Raw genomic sequence first — 19753 nt, forward strand, 5'->3', positions numbered from 1 at the left:
AACCACATTTTCTCAGACTACTGATTAAATTACCCGCCAGACAAAACTTGATAAGTATCTTAAATACTATGAAAAACCAAAAAGTCGGTCTTCCGACTTTTTGTGCGATACTCTTCTCAGACTATGATAAAATAGAGATGATTCGACAATCGCATTATTACATACAGAAAGAGATTTCAAATGGAAACTTACTACAAAGCCATTAACTGGAATGCCATCGAAGATGTCATCGACAAATCAACTTGGGAAAAGCTGACGGAGCAATTCTGGCTCGATACGCGTATCCCCTTGTCAAATGACCTAGACGACTGGAGAAAACTATCAAACAAAGAAAAAGACTTGGTAGGAAAAGTCTTTGGTGGTTTGACCCTTTTGGATACCATGCAATCTGAAACAGGAGTTCAGGCGCTTCGTTCAGACATCCGTACACCGCATGAGGAAGCTGTTTTCAACAACATCCAATTTATGGAATCTGTCCACGCAAAATCTTACTCTTCTATCTTTTCAACCTTGAATACCAAGGCTGAAATTGAAGAAATCTTTGAATGGACCAACACCAACCCTTACCTACAAAGAAAAGCAGAAATTATCAACGAAATCTATCTCAATGGTAGCCCACTAGAAAAGAAAGTTGCCAGCGTTTTCCTTGAAACCTTCCTCTTCTACTCTGGTTTCTTTACACCACTTTACTATCTCGGTAACAACAAACTGGCCAACGTTGCGGAAATCATCAAACTGATCATCCGTGATGAGTCTGTTCATGGAACTTACATTGGTTACAAATTCCAACTTGGTTTCAATGAATTGCCTGAAGAAGAGCAAGAAAAACTCAAAGAATGGATGTACGACCTGCTCTACACTCTCTACGAGAACGAAGAGGGCTATACAGAAAGCCTTTATGACGGTGTTGGCTGGACTGAGGAAGTTAAAACCTTCCTTCGCTACAATGCCAATAAGGCCCTTATGAACCTAGGACAAGATCCCCTCTTCCCAGATTCAGCTGATGATGTCAATCCTATCGTCATGAACGGTATTTCAACAGGAACTTCTAACCACGATTTCTTCTCTCAAGTCGGAAATGGTTACCTCCTTGGTGAAGTTGAAGCTATGCAAGATGAGGATTACAACTATGGTTTAGACTAATTTGACCAATCATTCAAAATATCATGGTTTGTTTAAAACAACCATGGTATTTTTGTTTTTGTTTTATTTTGTTTTTTTCTATTTGATTGATTGAGTGTTTTATGGTAAGATAATAATAGTAGAAATCGAGGTGATAAGGATGCTAAAGCAAGAAAAACTAGATAGTATTCTAGAAGCAGTAAATACAAAAGGCACTATTACTGTAAAAGAGATTATGGAGAGTCTTGATGTGTCAGACATGACAGCTCGCCGCTACTTACAAGAATTGGCAGATAAGGATTTGCTGGTTCGTGTGCATGGTGGTGCTGAAAAACTTCGTACGGGTTCTCTATTAAACAACGAACGCTCAAACGTCGAAAAACAAGGCTTGCAGATTGCTGAAAAACAAGAAATTAGCCGTTTTGCCGGTCATTTGATTGACGAAGGTGAAACCATTTTTATCGGACCAGGAACAACCTTAGAATGTTTTGCTCGTGAGCTCCCGATCGATAACATTCGTGTTGTAACAAACAGTCTCCCTGTTTTTCTCATCCTAAACGAACGAAAATTAACAGATTTGATCTTGATTGGCGGAAATTATCGCTCTATCACTGGTGCTTTTGTAGGGACACTTACCTTGCAGGATTTGACAAACCTTCAGTTTTCTAAAGCTTTTGTAAGCTGTAATGGTATCAAGGATAAGGCAATCGCTACTTTCAGTGAAGAAGAGGGCGAGGTACAACGAATCGCCTTGAATAATGCCAATAAAAAATACTTACTGGCAGACCATAGTAAGTTTAATAAGTTTGATTTTTACACTTTCTACAATATCTCAGAGATTGATACCATTGTTTCAGATTCCAAACTGAGTCAGGAGACATTTGAAGATCTGTCCAAACAAACAACCATTCTTGTATCAAAATCATAAAAAATTCCCCTGCCTCTTGGTGGGGAAATTTTATATTAAGATTTAATCGATAAGTTGAAATCTCAACTATTTTTTCCTGTGATACAAATTTGTTCCTATAGCTAATACGATACCTCCAAATCCCAATATGAACAATATCTTTTGATCTCTCATTCCCGTTTCGGGAAGATTTTTACGTTTATCATTCTGGGTTCTACTACCATCATCTTTTCGAACCGACTGGTTAGTAGTCACTTCTTGGGAGGAAGTTGATGGTTCTGTTTTAGACTTCGGATCTTCTGATGGAGATAATGGTGGTTCTAGCTTCTCTTCATGACTATCATCAGTTTGAGTCTGTTTCGATGGGTTTTGGGAATTTTCAGTTACATCGATTTTTTTCAATTTCCAATCGTCAGTTGTTCCCCAAGCTCCCGCATCCGCTGTAACCGATAAACCAACATTTACCCGAGTCTTTTCAGTAAGTTTAAGCACAACAACGCTTTCTTTCCAAATAGCATAACCTTCCAAGTGTAGTTGATTCCCTTCTGAAGTTGTATCATTAAACCTCACATAAGAGAAGATTCTTTCACTACTACCTGTTTTATCCCCTTGCATTTGAATTGAGAAACGATAGGTTCCTGGTTCAAGAGTAACTGCTTGCTCTACTTGATAATCAATACTCTTATCTGACCAAAAATGAAGGGCATATTGACCCGTCTTAGGGGTATCATTCTGACGCTCAACATAGCTTTGATTGATTTTATAGGCTTCTAAGTTCTCTTCTTCGAAACTTCCGTTTTGAAGTAAATTTGTGGTGTCTTCATCTTCTCTTTCTCTATTTTGATTATCCTTTTTCTCAGGTACTGTGCCATAGCCTGTGTTGACAAATTTAAATACCTTTAATGATTGAAGGGCTCTCCCATTAAAATCAAATAATGCTTGATTATCCCATTCAGATCCTCCATAATTTGATTCATCAACGTTAGGATCATAAGAGATTGCATATGATGAAGCCCAGCCAGAACCATATTGCTCCCAAATAGGTAGGTTCGAATTTCTATCAGCTTTACCGACCGGTATCCAAGCAGGTTCCCAATAGAACACTCCTAAAGCACCTGCAGATTGACTTGTAGCAATCACATCACGCAAATTATCGGCTTGGCCTTGCACTGTTGGAGGATACCCTCCATTCTTCGTTTGTTGCTCAGATTTTATCACATTCTTCTGACCATCACCATCTTCCAATGTGTAAGCATAACTTGTTTCTGCTATTAAAGTTTGTTTTCCATATTTTTCTCTGATCTCTGTCAAAACTGAATTTAAGTTTTCAAGACTTCCATGCCAAAATGAATAGTAACTCGTTGCAAAAACATCATAATCAATCTGATTCTCTTTTAGCTTTTCTGCATAATACAAGATCGTTGATTTCTTTTCTGGATTGGTGAAGTGTAAGGTTATCAGTATGGATTTGTCTACATCCCTGACAGCCTGCGTACCCGCTTTAAATAACTGATAACGTTCGTCACCTGCTTCTCCTGCCATGCCACTGCTAGTTGTTTCATTACCAACTTGAACCATACCAACATCAACACCCGAAGCACGCAGTGTATTCAAACTTTCTTTTGTAAATTGATATAAAGCTTTAGATTTTTCATCAATCGTCATATTGGCCCAAGCTTTTGGAGAGACCTGACGACCCGGATCTGCCCAGAAATCTGAATAGTGAAAATCCACCAGAACTCTCATCCCTGCAGCAGTAGCTCTTTTCCCAATTGCAATCGCCTTAGAAAGGTCACTATTACCAGCACCGTACCCATGACCTTTGTCATCATATGGGTTATTCCATATTCGAACACGAACATAATTTACGCCATTTTCTGCTAGAATAGTGATTAAATCTTTCTCGTTACCATTCTCATCATAATAGTGAACACCACTCTCCTCCTGAGCTATTAATGTTGAAATATCAGCTCCTTTGATAAAATCGCTGGGTAAGTTTTCAACCTTTTCGACATAAAAATCATCATCTGCAAAGACACTTTTAACTGGTAAGATAAAAAGGAATGCTAACAGAAAAGTGATCGAGATGAAATTGACCAATTTAGAATTATATCTCATATCATCGCCTAAACATTAATCGAAATAGGATAGCACAAATGAAATGGCTCCTTTAGGATCACGTGTTAATTTTATGTATTCAGCACCTTTTGTAGCAGCAAGTTTTATACCGAGGGCATCTGTGTCTTTCTTGATATCTTCATAGAATGAATTTACCTGTGGAGCCAGTATAATCATATCAAAGTTCTTCATGATTTCATAATGAGATCCATAAGCGCCAGCTGCTGCTGAAATAGTGGCGCCAGTTTCCTTGGCTCCTTCAGTGATTGCATTCGCAAGCATAGCACTTGTACCTGCTCCAGCACAAAGGACCAATACATTGATGGATTGATTCCCTAATTTGGTAACAGCTTCTTCGTTTGATACTGTTTCAGGATTAGACTGTTCTGTTCTTTCTTCGCTTGTTTTTTGTTTTTCTTCTTCAAGAAGTGAGGCATCATAAGCCTTGATAAATGGAAGATAGATAATACTATCTACAAAAATTAAGACAAATACTAAGATGATTGCGAGAACGCTTACACCAGTACCGAGGATTAATCCAATTGGAGCAGGTGTAGCCCAAGGTAGAACGTACATAAAGCTATTCATTTTTAAGACATCTACAAAGAACTTGAAGATCCAAACATTTGCAATTGGTGCAAATAGAAATGGTACAAAGAAATATGGATTTAAAATAATTGGTGTGGCAAAAAGTAAAGGTTCATTAACTGCAAAACTTACTGGAATAAAGGAAGCCTTACCTACAGCTTTTAATTGTTTTGATTTTGCAAAAAGGAGGAATAGGAAGGGAACAACTAAGGTTGCACCTGTACCACCCATAGTACCAACGAAATTACCCAAACCAACTGTTAAAACATTTGAAGCCTGTTCTCCTGCTTTAACCAATTGAAGGTTTGTTTCAACATTTGCATAGATAACTGCCACAATCGCTGGTTCTACAATAGATGGTCCGTGTACACCTACAAACCAGAAGAGAGCCATCGCACCCCAGATAATGGCAATTCCTAGATAACCATCAGCGGCGCTGAATAGCGGTTGCATTAAACTGATTACTGCTTCCGCAAATGAATGTCCAAAGAAATGGCGGATAAGTGTATCAATAATGACTGCTGCAAAAACTGCAAATGAGAATGGGAAGATATCTCGGAAGGTTTGGGATATAGTCCCTGGCACTTCTTTAGGCATCTTAATCGTAATATCTTTCAAAACACAGAATTTATACATATTTACTGTGATAAAAGCTGCTACGAATGCTGCTAGAATTCCCTTTGTACCCATGTAACCACTAGCAAGACCCTTGTCTATTTGATCAACACTTAATAGGAGAAAACTAACGATAGAAGCTAGCATCACGGATACTGCATTAATCTTTTTGTTTGCAGGCATTTTTCTATTGACAGATTCAGCTAAACAACGTGCGGTTGTAGCAGAAACTAGAAGAGCAACTACTCCCATTGAATAGTTATATATTTTCCAAAGCCAAGCTGAAACGTCTTCGGGCAATTTAACACCAAGAACATCCGGTATGGAAGCAATCAAGATAAAAATACTTGAAAATAATATCGCTGGCATAGCTGCTAGGAAACCATCACGGATAGCGCCTAGATAAATGTTACGTGAGACCTTCTCGAAAAAGGGTTTTCCTTTTTCAATTTGTTGAATGAGTTTATTCATGATAAAACTCCCTACAATCAATGCCTAGTAGAAAGGGAGGAAAATTCTACTAAGCATTGGTTATATCCTTTCTTTTAAATTAATGATTTTTATAAAGTTCTATAAAATCCTGAATTAAATCACGAAGCAACAAGGTTGTCATCAGGTGATCCTGACCGTGGATAAAGATAAAACCAATATCCAAATCCTCACCAGCAGCTTCTTCTGCTAATAGTTTTGTCTGAGCATTATGGGCTTTCGCTAAATTCTCGTCAGCATCACGCATAGCACGCTCTACATTGTCAAAGTTTCCAGACCTTGCTTCTTTTAATAATTGCAACAGCGTACTGCGAGCGTCACCCGAGTATGCAACAATTTCAAATCCAAGCATTTGTAATTCATTTTTTTTCATGTTTCAGTTCCTCTATTCTACAATTTTAGTCGTACTGGTGTGCTTGTACCAATAAGCCGATGCCTTAGGATACCGTTTCTGTGTTTCAAAATCGACATAAAACAGACCATAACGTTTATTGTATCCATTTGACCAAGAAAACAGATCCATCAACGACCATAAGAAGTAACCTTTAACATTAACACCTGCGCTAATTGCTTTTGAAATTGCTTGTAGATAAACTTTAAGGTATTCAATCCGAGGTTGATCCATGATGATTCCGTCATCAAATTGATCTTTATACCCCATACCATTTTCAGTGATGAAAATCTTATTATAATGAGGATAGTCCGATTTGATTCGAAGCAATAAATCATATAACCCTTCTGGATAAATAATCCAATCCCAGTCGGTTCTTGGAATTCCCTCTTTGTATATACGTTCTCCAATTCCTTTTACTTTATAAACAGAGGTTCCTTTATCACCAGTACCATTATGGTGAATAGCATTTTCACCTGTATAAGCCTTCACAAAGTGGCATTGATAATGATTAATTCCTAGATAATCATTCCGATGACTTGCCTTTTTCATTTCTTCAAAATCACTATCTAAGAATTCATATGTTGCCTGATTTGCTTGACAGATTTCTTCCAGTGCATCGAGAGTCTCTTTTGAGTAATAGCCAAAGTATGTAGCATCCAGCAAAAAACGAATTGAAAGAGCATCATCTAGAAATGCTGCATGTTTGTCTTCCTCACTATCACTCGCAGGATATTTCGTTTCAAGAGAATGTACTACTCCAATTTCTCCTTGATAGCCACCATCTTTAAACAAGTTAACTACTCTGGCATGTGCATACATCATATTGTGCAGGCATTGAATTACTTTTGAAAGATCATATTTAATTCCTGGTGGAAAAATACCGAGAAGGTATTGATTTGTTGCTACTGGATAGATTTCATTGAAGGTACTCCAATGTAGAACTTCTGTAAATTCTTCGAAGCAAAATTTTGCATAATTTACAAATGCTTCAATTGTATCCCTATTTAGAAAATCGCCATTATCAAATAATACTTTCGGAGTATCAAAGTGATGGAGGGTTACAAAAGCTGTAATCTGTCTTTTTTTACATTCTGCAAATACTCTATGATAATAGTCCACACCTTCCTGATTCACTTCACCAGTACCATTTGGAAAGATACGACTCCAGGCTATAGACAAGCGAAGTCCATTGACACCAAACTTTTCACAAAGTTCAATATCCTTTGGATACTGATGATAAAAATCACTAGCGGGATCCGGACTAAAGCGGCCCTGTTCTGACAAAAATTCATCCCAGGCCACCGGACCCTTTCCTCCTTCTTGTGTTGCTCCTTCAACTTGATAGGCGGCTGTAGCCCCACCAAAAATAAAATCTTCTGGTAATTTGTACATGTTTTTCTCCTTATTTTAACAAGCGTTGAATATGTAAAACGAGATATACACGCTCACTTCTCGATAAATCAATGTTTAGTTCTCTTTCAATCACCTGGTGAATTCTCTGTCCAATCTGATAGGCCTTAGGATAATCCAACTTAACATGCTCTTCCAATGGTATTAACGGAGTCATATCTTGTTTATCATTCTGAAGACGGTTTACTAGATAGGACAAATGAATCATCAAGCGATCGTATAAATTACTATTCTCAGTATTTCTTTCAATATGAAATTTTGATAGTTCATTTTCAACTATGCTTAAAACTCTCTTTGCAACATTCTCAGTTAGCTCTTCTGACAATTCATACTCACCCTTTGCATTGATATAATGCAAGGCAATCCTAGCAATTTCATCTTCAGGAAACACAATCGATAATTTCCTATTTAAAATTTTAATTGTATCTCGAGCCATTGAAAATTCTGTGACATACTCATTTGAAATATCAGGAAGATGATTTTTTTGATACGAACCACTTAATAATTTTTTATAGACGGAGTATAGGTGGTCAGTCAAAGTAACGTAGAGATATTCTTGAATTGGAAAGTGATACTTTTCGACGACTTCATCAATCGTACTATAGCCTATCGTTAGTATATCCAGTGGAATATCTCTTAAGAGAGTCTGAAAGTTTTCTCTGGACTCTTCTGTCTTCATCCGAAAGATCTTCTCTACTTGGTTTTCAGAAATTAAATCCCCCTTCTTCTTTCCAAATGTAATCCCTTTACCAATCACAATCACTTCTTCTCCCTTGTCATTTCTGACAAGCGAGACATTGTGATTCATTGGATTTAGAATTCGATACATGGCAACCTCCTTTTGTATCTTAAAGATATATGAGTACAAAAAATGACCACAAATGAGATTAGAAAATCTACTATTTTCTAATTCATCTGTGATCATGCCTAATATTACTTAGTAACACTCACTACTATTAATTTATGGTTTAATTATACCACTAAGATAAAAGATTGTAAACACTTTCAATCAAAAAAATTCTATTTTTAGACGAAAATGATCAAACAGTCTAATTAAAATCTTACACGCGTTCTTTCCATGAAGTCGCTGTTGTTTGAAGAACTTTGTTGAGTTCGTCAATGTTTTCAAATCCAGTTGTACGCAACCATTCACGGGCTGCTGCTTCACCGTCTTTGATGTAGGCTTCAACTGATCCAGCCCAAGTTGCACGGCCGCAAAGAACTCCGTTGAAGTTTGCGCCTGATTCGTGGGCAAACACAAGGGTTTCTTGGAAGAGTTTAGCCGATACGCCCGCACTCAAGTAGATGTATGGTAAGTTAGTTGCTTCATCTTGAGCTTTGAAGAAGGCTGCTGCTTCTTCACGTGTATGAACGATTTCACCATCACCAAAGCCTTCAACGTATTTAACATTGACTGGAACTTCTACTTTCAAGACATCGATGTTAAAGCGTGGGTCTGAGAAGACCTTCATAGCACCAATAACCTTGTGTGGTTTCACTTTTGCGTATTCAGCAGAACCAGCATCAGCGATTTTTTCATCGTAAGCGAGGATTTCGAGGAAGAATGGAATGTCTTCTGCCACACACTCTGAACCGATGCGTTCGATGTAGGCTTGTTTTTGTTGGTTGAGTTCGTCAGCGCTGTCCACGTCATAGTAAAGCAAGAATTTGACTGCATCCGCACCTTGTTCTTTAATGCGTTTTGCAGACCAAACATCCAAGCAGTCAGGCAAGCGTTTGGTGCTAGTTGTGTCGTAACCAGTTTTCTCATAAGCAAGGAGAAGACCAGCATTGGAATCAAGCGCTTTTGTAGCTGGAAGTCCATACTCAGGGTCAAGGAGCATAGATGATGCATATTTTGTCAATTCATCTGCAACCAAGACTTTGAGTTCTTCCATTTGAGCCACTGTTGGCTCTTCTGTTTGGTATTGAGCCATGAGGCGTTTCAAAGCACCACGTTGGTCAAAGGCAAGAGCTGAAATGATTCCATTTTCATCTGAAAGTTTTTCTAAGCGTGCACGTTTTTGTTCTGTTAAAGCCATTTTATACCTCTTTTACTGTTAATTGATCATATAGAGCTTGATAGTTGGCCATATTGACATGACCTGTCATCTTTTCTTGAGCATTGAGCATACCAAGGACATTTGCCTTGATGAGGAGTTCTTGATCAGATTCCTTATGAAGAAGACCTGAAGAAATTCCTGCCACAGTAGAGTCTCCAGATCCAACAGGGTTGACTACTTGAATTCTCGGAATATCTACCTTGTAGAAAGTATCACCATGTTTTGCAAAAGCACCATTTGCACCAAGTGAAACGATAATCCACTCAATCCCTGCAAATAAAGGCTCTTGAAGAACTTCTTTTAATTCATCCAAATCCTCAGAAACTTCTTTTCCAAGAAGCTGAGACAATTCTTCGTTATTTGGTTTGATTACTGTTGGTTTGTGTGGTGATTCAAGGACCGCCTGAAGGGCAGCACCTGAGCAATCCAGAACAACTGGTTTCTCTGCTTTATTAGCAAGTTCTACTAAGCTCGCATAGTAATCAACTGGAAGACCTGCTGGCAGACTACCAGAGATAGCAACTACTTCCACAGTGTCAAGGAGATTTTCAAAATGAGCCAAGAAATCTTGCCCTTCTTGTTCAAGAACTTCGGGACCTTTTTCAAGGATTTCTGTTTGGTTTTCACCGTGTAGAATAGCGATACAGTTACGAGTCTCTCCTTGAATGGAGAAGAAACGTTTCGTTACTTTATCGTCAATATGCTCTACTAAAAACTCACCAAGTTTACCACCGACCAAACCAGTAGCAGCAACAGAATCACCAAATTCTGAAAGAACTCGTGTAACATTGAGACCTTTACCACCAGCTGTCTTGGTCACGTCCACCACACGGTTGACAGTGTCAATTTTTAATTCATCCAAAGGATAAGAAATATCAATGGATGGATTCATTGTGACTGTTAAAATCATGCGTCACCTCTTAGTCGTGGTATTCACCGCGATCCCATTTTTCAAGGAATTCTGTAAAGAAGTTTGCATCTGCTTGATGAGCATTGTGAGTTTCAACGTGCTCAATTTTCGCAATCAATTTTTTGTTTTCTTCTGATGGTTTGTATTCAGCATTGATGAAAGCTTCAATGATGTCGCACATGAGCAATTCACCAGTGATTTTACCACCAAAACCAATAACGTTGGCATTCAATTGTTCTTTTGCATAAAGAGCTGTTGTCATATCACGAACCAAGGCAGAACGAACTCCTGGAACTTTATTTACAGCGTTGTTGATACCAACACCAGTACCACAGATACATACCCCAAGATCAGCTTGACCGCTAGTTACAGCTTCACCAACTTTTTTACCAAAGATTGGGTAGTGAGTACGTGTGTGGTCATAGGTACCAAAGTCGATAACTTCATATCCTTTTGATTTCAAAAATTCTGAAACCGCCATTTTTTCATCTGTTACGATGTGGTCACATCCAATTGCAATTCTCATTTTTAACTTACCTTTCTTACTGTAATCTAATTAGCACATTTTGTTCAACATATCAACACGAATTTGGTGACGACCACCGTCGTATTTACCGTTAACAAAACCTTTAGCAATATTTTTAGCCAATTCATCACCAACGATTTCTGCACCCATAGTGATCATACGTGAGTTGTTGTGTCCACGAGTCATATAAGCTGAACGTTCATCTGAAACTTCTGCAGCAACCATTCCTTTGATTTTAGTTGCAACCATAAATGGACCAGCTCCATAAGCATCAATCACGATACCAAGATTTTGTTCTTCTTTGTTTACTTCTGCAGCAACAGCAAGAGTCACATCAACAAAGTCTTGACCTTCAGCTGTAACATCCACAACGTGGAAGTTTTCTTTTTCCAAGAAGTCTTTCACAACTTCTTTCAATCTCAAACCTGCAGCATCTGCACCGATAACAATAGACATATTGTTTACTCCTTTTTACTTTTCTAGGCTAGTAAAGACTTTTATAACCTATAAAAGACTTTCTAGCAGTTTAGTGACAAATTTGATTGAATGAGATGAATATCACCTTATCCAAGTCCAGGAAATCAAGTTCCTAGAAACAAACTTTCTTCTCGAAAGAAAATATAACAAGCGATTATTTGTTTGTTACAAACACCATTTGTTGTTCACAAACATAATATACTCCTATTTCCATAAAAAGTCAACAGTTAATGTTTGTTTTTGTGTTTTATTTTTTAATCTAAAAGATTTCAATATCAAAACCAATTTGATCCACTTGACCAGGTTCTAGGAGACGAACATTCTTCTTATCTTCTAGATGATCTCCTTCTTCAAGGGATGTTGACAAGCCAGACCATGGTTCAAAGGCAATGAAAGGGCCCTTATTCAAAGTTGACCAGATAATGAGGTTTGGAAACTCTGCAAAGTGCACTTTCAATCCCTTATCATGTTTACGAGAACGAAGGGAAATTGTTCTAGATTGCAACTCATCTAAGGTAACTGCATCTGTGCTGAAAAGATCATAACTAAGATCTATTTCTTTTTGCCCCTCTAACCATGGACTTCTATCTTGAAAATCCAACATGCCTGTTTCTGGGAAAGGACGTGGAACAGAGCAAGTCTCTTCTTTTTCAAACTCTAAATAGTAGTCTTCATAAGTTTCGCCATCTAGAAGAGGGCAATTAAACCCCGGATGGCCTCCGATAAAGTATGGCATAACTTTGCTAGTTTCTTTATTAAAGACTTTGTATTGGGTACGAACGGTCTTGCCAGTAACCCTATAAGTGATTTCAAGTCGAAAATGATAAGGATAGTTTTGATAAGTATTCTCATCATCTTCGATAGCGAAGGTTACACTGTTTTCAGTTTGATCAACTAATTCAAATTCTTTTTTGCGAACCAAACCATGTCGAGGAATAGTTCCTTTCGTCTCCGTTCCATCTCCGTGACTGTAGAAGGCTGTATCCTCTCTTAAAGAGCCACAGATTGGAAAAAGTACTGGAGCTTGCCCACTCCAATAGGTGGCATCTCCTTGCCACAAGTACTCAACGCCATCCCGATCCTTAATAGACGACAAGGCACCACCAAAAGTTTTAAATTGGACCGTCAATTGCTCTGATTTTATTTCAATTACCATTATTTTCTCCGATTTCTTGATAGTTTATAAAAAACTAGGCTGTCACTCCCCATTAGGAAACTGACAACCTAGTTTTCACAATTTACATTTTATAGGAGCGAATTATTTAGCATTTGCTGCGTATTCTTCATTACGTTTAATCATTTGTTTTCTATACCAAGCAAAGATACCTACATAGAATACAAGGAAGACTACTGCGCCAAGGATTGCTTTAATATCACCTGTTGTGGCATTACCAATTGCCCAACCAAGAAGTTTTTCGATTGGTCCTTCAAGAGTTGAGTGAGTAATCAATTGAGTTTGACTCACACCTTCTGGGAAGGCACCCACACCTTTAGCAAGTTCAGTTGCAAATGGTGCAATAAGTGTACCTGAAAGAAGGAAGAGTGGCAACAAGAGAGTTCCGAAGATGATCATACGGAGCAATTTACCACGAGTAACAACCAAGAGAGCTGGAGTTACACCCATTGCGATGATACCTGCAAGTGGCAAGATACCATTTCCGACTTTAGAAAGAAGTACAGCTTCTACTAGCATGATTGGAGCAAGTACGTTGGCACAAGCCCAGATTTCAGCACGACCAGCGATGAAAGGCCAGTCAAGACCGATGTTGAATTTACGTCCTTGAAGACGTTTAGTAGCAACGTTTGTAATACCTTGTGAAAGTGGTTCTACGGCTGCGATGAACCATGATCCGATAAGTGAGAAGAGCTCCAAGCAGACACCGGCAGTCAAACCAAGGCTCAACCAACCTTTAATAACAAGTTCCCAAGATGCTGCTTCTTCTACTCCAGCAACTGGATGTGGAGTTCCCATCAAACCGATAACGATACCAAGAATGAAACCGATGAAGAATTTAGATCCCCAGAAACCGATTTTTTTGTTCAATTTTGCAGCGTCAAAGTCGTATTTATCAAGGCCAGGCAATACTTTATCAAAAATTTTATCCAAAACCATGATAACTGGGTTCATCATGTAGTTCATGTGAGTTGAAGTCATTGGAGATGAACTTGGTGCATTAAGAAGGTCGTCGAATGTTGGTTTCATCAAGTCAGAGTTGATGATTTTCAAAATACCTACAAGGACAACTGCTGCAGTTGCGATGAAAAGTGAAACCCCTTGGCTAACTCCATTGTTGTCTGCGTACCATTTAATCAAAAGACCAGTGATTGACAAGTGCCAGATATCGAAGATATCAACGTCAAGTGTGTCTGTTTTCTTCATTGCAAGCATCACAACGTTGACAATCAACATCACAAGCAAGAAGTAAAGTGTCCAGGCAGATCCCCAAGTGATGGTAGCAAGTGGTGCCCAACCAACGTCAGTGATGTTCAATTGAATACCAGTGTTTTCAACGAATTTCGCAAGTGATGCTGAGAAAGCTCCGTTGAGCATACCAATAATAGCACCGATACCAGTAAGGGCGATGGCAAGTTTGATACCACCTTCAAGCGCTTTGGAGAATTTCACTCCAAAAAGTAGGGCCAATACTGTCAAAATGATCAGCATGATGATAGGGCCACCCATAGCCAAGATAGGTTTGAAGATATCGTTGGCCAGATTGATAATGACATCCATAATAGTTCCTCCCGTTTTTCTAAGTTATATGAATGTTAACAAGATAAAGGATAAATTAGCTTAGTCCATGTTCTTTGATAGCTGCTTCAATATTGTCAAATACTGGAGCACTCATCGCTGGAATACGGAACAAGATTGGTCCAGCTTCAATTACTGGAATTCCTGGTTCAAAACCAAGGTCAGTTGCAGCGATTGGCGTGAAGATATCGTATCCCTTGATAAGGTCTTCGTTTACATCTTTCACCATGACTGCATCACAGTGAACGTCATAACCACGATTTGAGAGTTCTTCTTCTAGAGCACTTTTAATTTGGTGACTTGAGTTAACACCTGCACCGCAGGCAGCAAGAATTTTAATCATTAGGATTTCCTCCGATTTTATTTTTTAATAGACAAGATTAAGCAGTTGCTTCAGCAATGTAAGCATAAAGTTTTTCTGGTTCGGAAATTTTTGATAGATTTTCCAGATGGCCATTTCCTGTGAAAAAGTCCATCAACTGAGCCAGAATATTCGTTTGACTTGAACTTGAATTGTTAATGATAAAGAAAAGCAATGAAACTTCAACCTCTCTATCAGGAGCAATCATATTGTGAAAAGTTACTGGTTTTTCTAATCGAACAACCACTACTTTCTCAGCTAGATTATGGACAATATCTGTATGAGGAATCGCAACATTTGGTAGATCTTTCCCCAAAAATTCCATATCTAAGCCAGTTGGAAATGACTTCTCACGCGCGATCAAGGCTTCACGATAAGTTGGAGTAACGATTTCTCGTTCTTCCAATAAGGTTGCCACCTGATTAAAAAGTTGTTCTTGATTATCCGCTTCTAAGCAAAACACCAGGTTTTTGTCAAAGAAATGATCTAATCCCATAACCTTTTCCCTTCTTTCAATTATCTTTTATGGTATAAGTATAACACTATATGAAATCGTTGTCAATATTTTTTGTTTTATTTTGTTCATTTTTTTGTAATTTTTGTTTTGTTTAAAGAATATAATCAATATCAAACATTTCTGTTTTAAAATCTACAAAAAAAAGAAGGCTCAAGCCTTCTAATTTTGGATTGGTTATTTAATAGAAGATAAAATCTCTTCTAACTTATGGTAATCTTTTACACTATCAATTTCATAAATGCTATTGTCTTCTAATTCTTCAACATACACATCTAATTCTTTGATATTATCCTTAACCATGTTGTCCCAGTAGAGATCTACAAATTCACCACTTGCATAAGCTTTGTCAATAAAGCCAACAATCTTCTCTGCAGTTGGAGCATCCCAGAATGAAACCCCACTCAAAATGCGACCAGCTTTGCTGTCAACAATGATGTCTTGAACCTTATAGTCATCACCGTAAACCAAGAACCATTCATTCTCACAGTCTTCACGATAAACACTGAAATAGGTAGAACGTTCAAGATTATTTCTAAACATATTTTTGAAAAGATAGTTATCCGCATCAATAACATAGCTGTTAGCTAAATCTTCTTTTACAAGGTAAAGTGAGTAAAAGTTGTTGTAATCAGCATACTTGTCGTTAAAGACTAAACGAACACCATATTTTTCTTTTAGGTAGTCAAATTGTTCTTTGAGGTAGCCAACAACGATAATAATCTCATCAATTCCTCTCTCTTTCAAAAACTCGATTTGGTATTCTACCAAGGGTTTTTGGTTGACCTTAACCAAGGCTTTGGGGGTATTTTCAGTCATAGGACGCAGACGAGTTCCCAACCCCGCTGCCAAGATAATCGCTTTCACACGAATCTCCTTTATTCTTTAATAATAATATAAACACCAGCCATGACAACAAGCGATGTAATAATGGTCACCATATCGAGTGGTGTACCTAAAAGCATTGCTGAGAACAATACCGTCCATACGACATAGCTTACGTTCAAACCAGTTGCTTTTGCAGGTTGTAAACGATTGATAGCAATATAGTAAGCTAAATATGAAATCATATTACATGCTGCAAAGACTGACATCAAGCCGAGTAATTGTCCATCCGCTACTTCTGCAAATGAATGGTGAGAAAAGAGCACAATCACAAGATAAGACAAGAATGAAGTTACTTGGCGGATTAATAGTGCTTCAATTTCGCTTAGATCACTTTCCATGGCGTAGGAACTAAGAACACTTTCGCTTCCCCAGGCAATGGCACAAACTAATGCACAAAGAATTCCGATATAAAAAGAATTAACCTGCTCAACTTTGTATGTCTGGGCAATAATACCAGCGATAATCAACAAAATACCAAACACTGTATTCTTAGATACCTTGTGTTTCAAAATGAAAAATGCGAGTAAAACAGAGACTGCTGGATAGATAGCTGATACTGAAGACGCAAGAGAACTACCGATATACTTAACCGCGTAAAGATTGGCCTGCATGCCAATAGGTCCAGCTAGCAAGGCACCGATAATAACACTGACATTTCGAATATTTAGAAAGATTGATAAGCGAACTTTCCCTTCTTTTACCAAAAGAAAAGCTAACAAGATAAAGATACTCAAGAAATCATGAGCCGCTGCCACTACAAAAGGTGATAGATTGGTAAAAATCGAAAAGATATAAGCACTAATCGTTAGACCTAAACCCCAGAAAATACCAGAAAGCAGACCAAAAGAAACACCATTTTTATTCTTCATCCTAACCTCCATAATAAGTCAAACCTTCGACAGCTCTTTGGTAACGACTCACACCATAATCTCCAAAGTCAGCGCCTTGATCTTCTTTGTACACTGTCCACAAACTCCAGATAGTATCTTGCAAGATTTTATAGATACGAATCTTCTCTCGTGATACTGGCGTTTTGTTACTTTCATAGTAGGAAAGGAAATCATCTTCCTCTTGCTTTGTAAATTCAGACTCTAAGAAAAGAGCTGCCAAATCCCACATTGGGTCATTCATGGAAGAGTACTCCCAGTCGATCAAATACAAGCGACCTTGGGGAGACTCGATAAAGTTTTCTGGAACCAAATCAATATGGCAAGACTTTCTATCAACACCTAAGTCAGCCAATCTTTTCTCTAACGAAAATACATCTTTTCTCACAGCTTCATAATTGGCGTAAGGGATATTTCCCTCAATCAGGGCTTCGTATTTTTTGATTTCCTCAAAAGGTGCAAATTCCCCTCTTAATTCTTTCCCTGATGCATGAATGGTCTGTAGAATCGGGGCAATCTTTTCAAACTTGGTCTTAATCGAATTGGAATCAAGCGTTGTTGCAGATTCAATGTACTCATTTACCTTAATCCCTGAATCAATATCAAAAAGATAATTTTTGACATCAAGATTCAAATCTTTCAACAATTCAAGATTGTATTTTTCATCTTGACGATTGATGAGCTTTTCAGTCCCTTTTCCGAAAAATTTAACGATATAGGGTTTAGAAGTTGTTTTAACCAAATAATTCTGGTTGGTCATGCCTCCCAGCTGTTCAACACTGAGAACTTCCTCTTCATCAGCTAGTAAAGAAGAAATTTTTTCTTTGATGAGTTTCTCCACAAATAACCTCCATCTTCTAAACTTCCCACTTGAATACTGTTTTAAAAGCAGTATTAAGGTCTGTAGCAAAGACACGGTGAATGTCCTTGATTTCCCTCACCGGTTCTTCAATATAAAGGATATTTTTCAGACGATTCGCAAACTTTTTGACTTCCATCATTTGAATGGCCTTCTCAAAATCGATCCGTCCTGATCGTGACGAACCAACCAATAATAAACCTTTTTCTAAAGCATCTCGTGTATTGATATTGACTTTGTACTCGCTCACTCCCATCATGAGAATCGTTCCTTGTGGGCGAATATAACGAATCAAGTCATTGATGGCGGGACCTGTACCGTCACCACCGCAACACTCAAATCCATGATCAAAGGTCAAGTCCTCTGGGATATTATCCGTAATGTAGCACTCTTTTGCAAAAGAGAAGAGTTCCAGTTTTTCCCAATGGCGACCAATCACGATAATCTCTGCTTCTGGTAGAGTGTAATTGATAATATTAGCAACCACAAAGGCTAAACTACCATCTCCGATAACAGCGATACGCTCTCGTTTGCTATGAGCAAGATGTAGGAATCGATCCACGGCATGCATACCGACACTCACAAACTCGGTAATGGCGGCAACTGTGTCCTCGATGTCATTATAAGACACAACACGATCTTTCGGAAGAGAAACAAACTCTCTCATAAAACCATCATAGCCACTAGATAGGAAGTAGGTTCCTGTCATGTAGTTCTCGTAGAACTCCTTGTCACTCTGCATAGGCGGTTGATTTGGAATCATGACCACCTTTTGACCGACTTCATAAGTCCCAGTCGGATCTGAAATAACAGTTCCACAAGACTCGTGAATCATGGCCATAGGAAGTTTTCTAGCCAATATCTTTGGATCACGTTTCCCTTGATAGTAACGTTGATCCGCATGACAAACCGCCATATAATTCGGGCGAATAAGGATATGGTTCTCCTGATCAATGTCCTCTTCTTGGTATTTTACATTGATAAACTTTGGTTTTGTCAGTTGATAAATTTGATTAATCATAGTCTTAGTCTTTCTCAATCATGCTTTTCGCGATTTTCAAGTCTGTCACCGTTGTGATTTTAAGGTTTGAGTATTCGCCTTTAGCTAGGGCAACGTCTTTCCCTTTTATAACAAAAATCTTACATGCATCCGTCAGGATTTCCTTTTCTTGATCAGATAGAGAACCATACAAATCCATGAAATCCTTGCAACGGAAGGTTTGAGGTGTTTGACCTTGATAAAGATGAGCACGATTTGGAATATCAGTGATAAACTGACCATTGGTACTTTCAACAATGGTATCAACCGCTTCTACTACTGTATCAACCGCATCATGATTTTGGGCCAGTTTGATATTGTCCTGGATCATGCGAAGTGTAATAAAAGGACGAACAGAGTCGTGGGTAATCACGATATCTTCTGGAGTGATTGGACGATAGGCATCAATAGCTTCTATTATCTTCTCGATACTGGTATTGCGATCAGCCCCACCTTTGGTAATGATAATGCGATCCTTGTGGAGAGAAAGATACTTGTCAACCAAGTCCTCAGCATGAGAAACCCAATCTCCATGAACTCCAACCACAATTTTTTCAATACTTGGTTCTAAAACAAATTTTTCGATTGTGTGGATCAAAATAGGTCGATCACCCAACTCCAAGAATTGTTTTGGTAAATTACTGATTCCCATGCGTGTACCAGTTCCTCCGGCTAAAATTCCTGCATAGATCATTTATATTCTCCTTTAGTTTATTCTAAAAAACTCATTACTATCTATTATATCACAATCTGCCTCCATCATGAAGAAAAGATAAAGAACCACCATGTGAATCGGCTCATTATTTAGGATGAAAAATGAACAATATTCAACAA

At 38.2% G+C, this 19753-nt stretch carries 20 protein-coding genes and 1 pseudogene; 2 read left to right on the forward strand and 19 right to left on the reverse strand.

Annotated elements, in window-relative coordinates; genetic code table 11:
- Positions 1 to 180 precede the first annotated feature (180 nt).
- Together nrdF and ACIY14_RS05480 are read left to right on the forward strand one after the other, a co-directional pair.
- A complete protein-coding gene (gene nrdF / locus ACIY14_RS05475) occupies positions 181 to 1143 on the forward strand; it encodes a class 1b ribonucleoside-diphosphate reductase subunit beta (protein WP_000451378.1) in 963 nt (320 codons plus the stop codon).
- 139 nt (positions 1144 to 1282) lie between these two features.
- The gene (locus tag ACIY14_RS05480) at positions 1283 to 2050 is read left to right on the forward strand and encodes a DeoR/GlpR family DNA-binding transcription regulator (protein ID WP_409001836.1); all 768 of its coding nucleotides are present in this window, start codon (positions 1283 to 1285) and stop codon (positions 2048 to 2050) included.
- A gap of 66 nt (positions 2051 to 2116) precedes the next feature.
- On the opposite strand, the gene ACIY14_RS05485 is transcribed toward ACIY14_RS05480, so the two are convergent.
- From ACIY14_RS05485 to ACIY14_RS05575, 19 genes and pseudogenes are all read right to left on the reverse strand, one after another.
- Entirely contained in the window at positions 2117 to 4147 is a 2031-nt protein-coding gene (locus ACIY14_RS05485) for an arabinogalactan endo-beta-1,4-galactanase (RefSeq protein WP_409001837.1), read from the reverse strand.
- A gap of 15 nt (positions 4148 to 4162) precedes the next feature.
- Positions 4163 to 4735 (reverse strand): lactose/cellobiose PTS transporter subunit IIB, encoded by a 573-nt coding sequence (locus tag ACIY14_RS05490; protein ID WP_409001860.1) that lies wholly within the window; start codon positions 4733 to 4735, stop codon positions 4163 to 4165.
- A gap of 105 nt (positions 4736 to 4840) precedes the next feature.
- Positions 4841 to 5821 (reverse strand): annotated as a pseudogene (locus ACIY14_RS05495) (PTS transporter subunit EIIC); the annotation flags it as partial.
- A 79-nt stretch (positions 5822 to 5900) separates the two neighbouring features.
- The gene (locus ACIY14_RS05500; protein ID WP_000739188.1) at positions 5901 to 6212 is read right to left on the reverse strand and encodes a PTS lactose/cellobiose transporter subunit IIA; all 312 of its coding nucleotides are present in this window, start codon (positions 6210 to 6212) and stop codon (positions 5901 to 5903) included.
- Between the two features lie 12 nt (positions 6213 to 6224).
- Positions 6225 to 7625: a 6-phospho-beta-galactosidase gene (gene lacG, locus ACIY14_RS05505; protein WP_409001838.1), complete on the reverse strand. Its 1401-nt coding sequence runs from the start codon at positions 7623 to 7625 to the stop codon at positions 6225 to 6227.
- Positions 7626 to 7635: 10 nt separating this feature from the next.
- A complete protein-coding gene (locus tag ACIY14_RS05510; RefSeq protein ID WP_409001839.1) occupies positions 7636 to 8472 on the reverse strand; it encodes a PRD domain-containing protein in 837 nt (278 codons plus the stop codon).
- A 232-nt stretch (positions 8473 to 8704) separates the two neighbouring features.
- On the reverse strand, positions 8705 to 9685 hold the full coding sequence (gene lacD, locus ACIY14_RS05515) for a tagatose-bisphosphate aldolase (protein ID WP_409001840.1): 981 nt from the start codon (positions 9683 to 9685) through the stop codon (positions 8705 to 8707).
- 1 nt (position 9686) lies between these two features.
- The gene (locus ACIY14_RS05520) at positions 9687 to 10616 is read right to left on the reverse strand and encodes a tagatose-6-phosphate kinase (protein WP_409001841.1); all 930 of its coding nucleotides are present in this window, start codon (positions 10614 to 10616) and stop codon (positions 9687 to 9689) included.
- A gap of 10 nt (positions 10617 to 10626) precedes the next feature.
- Complete coding sequence (gene lacB / locus ACIY14_RS05525) at positions 10627 to 11142, reverse strand: galactose-6-phosphate isomerase subunit LacB (protein WP_001216921.1); 516 nt, start codon at positions 11140 to 11142, stop codon at positions 10627 to 10629.
- A 30-nt stretch (positions 11143 to 11172) separates the two neighbouring features.
- Positions 11173 to 11598, reverse strand: coding sequence for a galactose-6-phosphate isomerase subunit LacA (gene lacA / locus ACIY14_RS05530; protein WP_000029276.1), 426 nt, complete (start codon positions 11596 to 11598; stop codon positions 11173 to 11175).
- A 280-nt stretch (positions 11599 to 11878) separates the two neighbouring features.
- Entirely contained in the window at positions 11879 to 12775 is an 897-nt protein-coding gene (locus tag ACIY14_RS05535) for an aldose 1-epimerase family protein (RefSeq protein ID WP_409001842.1), read from the reverse strand.
- Between the two features lie 102 nt (positions 12776 to 12877).
- Positions 12878 to 14353 (reverse strand): PTS galactitol transporter subunit IIC, encoded by a 1476-nt coding sequence (locus tag ACIY14_RS05540; protein ID WP_000382524.1) that lies wholly within the window; start codon positions 14351 to 14353, stop codon positions 12878 to 12880.
- 55 nt (positions 14354 to 14408) lie between these two features.
- Positions 14409 to 14714: a PTS sugar transporter subunit IIB gene (locus tag ACIY14_RS05545; RefSeq protein WP_000590551.1), complete on the reverse strand. Its 306-nt coding sequence runs from the start codon at positions 14712 to 14714 to the stop codon at positions 14409 to 14411.
- Between the two features lie 37 nt (positions 14715 to 14751).
- The gene (locus ACIY14_RS05550) at positions 14752 to 15228 is read right to left on the reverse strand and encodes a PTS sugar transporter subunit IIA (protein WP_409001843.1); all 477 of its coding nucleotides are present in this window, start codon (positions 15226 to 15228) and stop codon (positions 14752 to 14754) included.
- 195 nt (positions 15229 to 15423) lie between these two features.
- Positions 15424 to 16113, reverse strand: coding sequence for a sugar phosphate nucleotidyltransferase (locus ACIY14_RS05555; protein WP_409001844.1), 690 nt, complete (start codon positions 16111 to 16113; stop codon positions 15424 to 15426).
- 11 nt (positions 16114 to 16124) lie between these two features.
- A complete protein-coding gene (locus ACIY14_RS05560; RefSeq protein ID WP_409001845.1) occupies positions 16125 to 17003 on the reverse strand; it encodes a DMT family transporter in 879 nt (292 codons plus the stop codon).
- Between the two features lies 1 nt (position 17004).
- Positions 17005 to 17862, reverse strand: a complete 858-nt coding sequence (locus ACIY14_RS05565) for a phosphotransferase (RefSeq protein WP_409001846.1) — start codon at positions 17860 to 17862, stop codon at positions 17005 to 17007.
- A 16-nt stretch (positions 17863 to 17878) separates the two neighbouring features.
- A complete protein-coding gene (locus ACIY14_RS05570; protein WP_409001847.1) occupies positions 17879 to 18901 on the reverse strand; it encodes a ribitol-5-phosphate dehydrogenase in 1023 nt (340 codons plus the stop codon).
- 4 nt (positions 18902 to 18905) lie between these two features.
- Positions 18906 to 19613: a 2-C-methyl-D-erythritol 4-phosphate cytidylyltransferase gene (locus ACIY14_RS05575; protein WP_000638514.1), complete on the reverse strand. Its 708-nt coding sequence runs from the start codon at positions 19611 to 19613 to the stop codon at positions 18906 to 18908.
- Positions 19614 to 19753: the final 140 nt, after the last annotated feature.

It is taken from the genome of Streptococcus sp. ST16 (assembly GCF_046098135.1).
In the GTDB taxonomy this organism is placed as follows: domain Bacteria; phylum Bacillota; class Bacilli; order Lactobacillales; family Streptococcaceae; genus Streptococcus.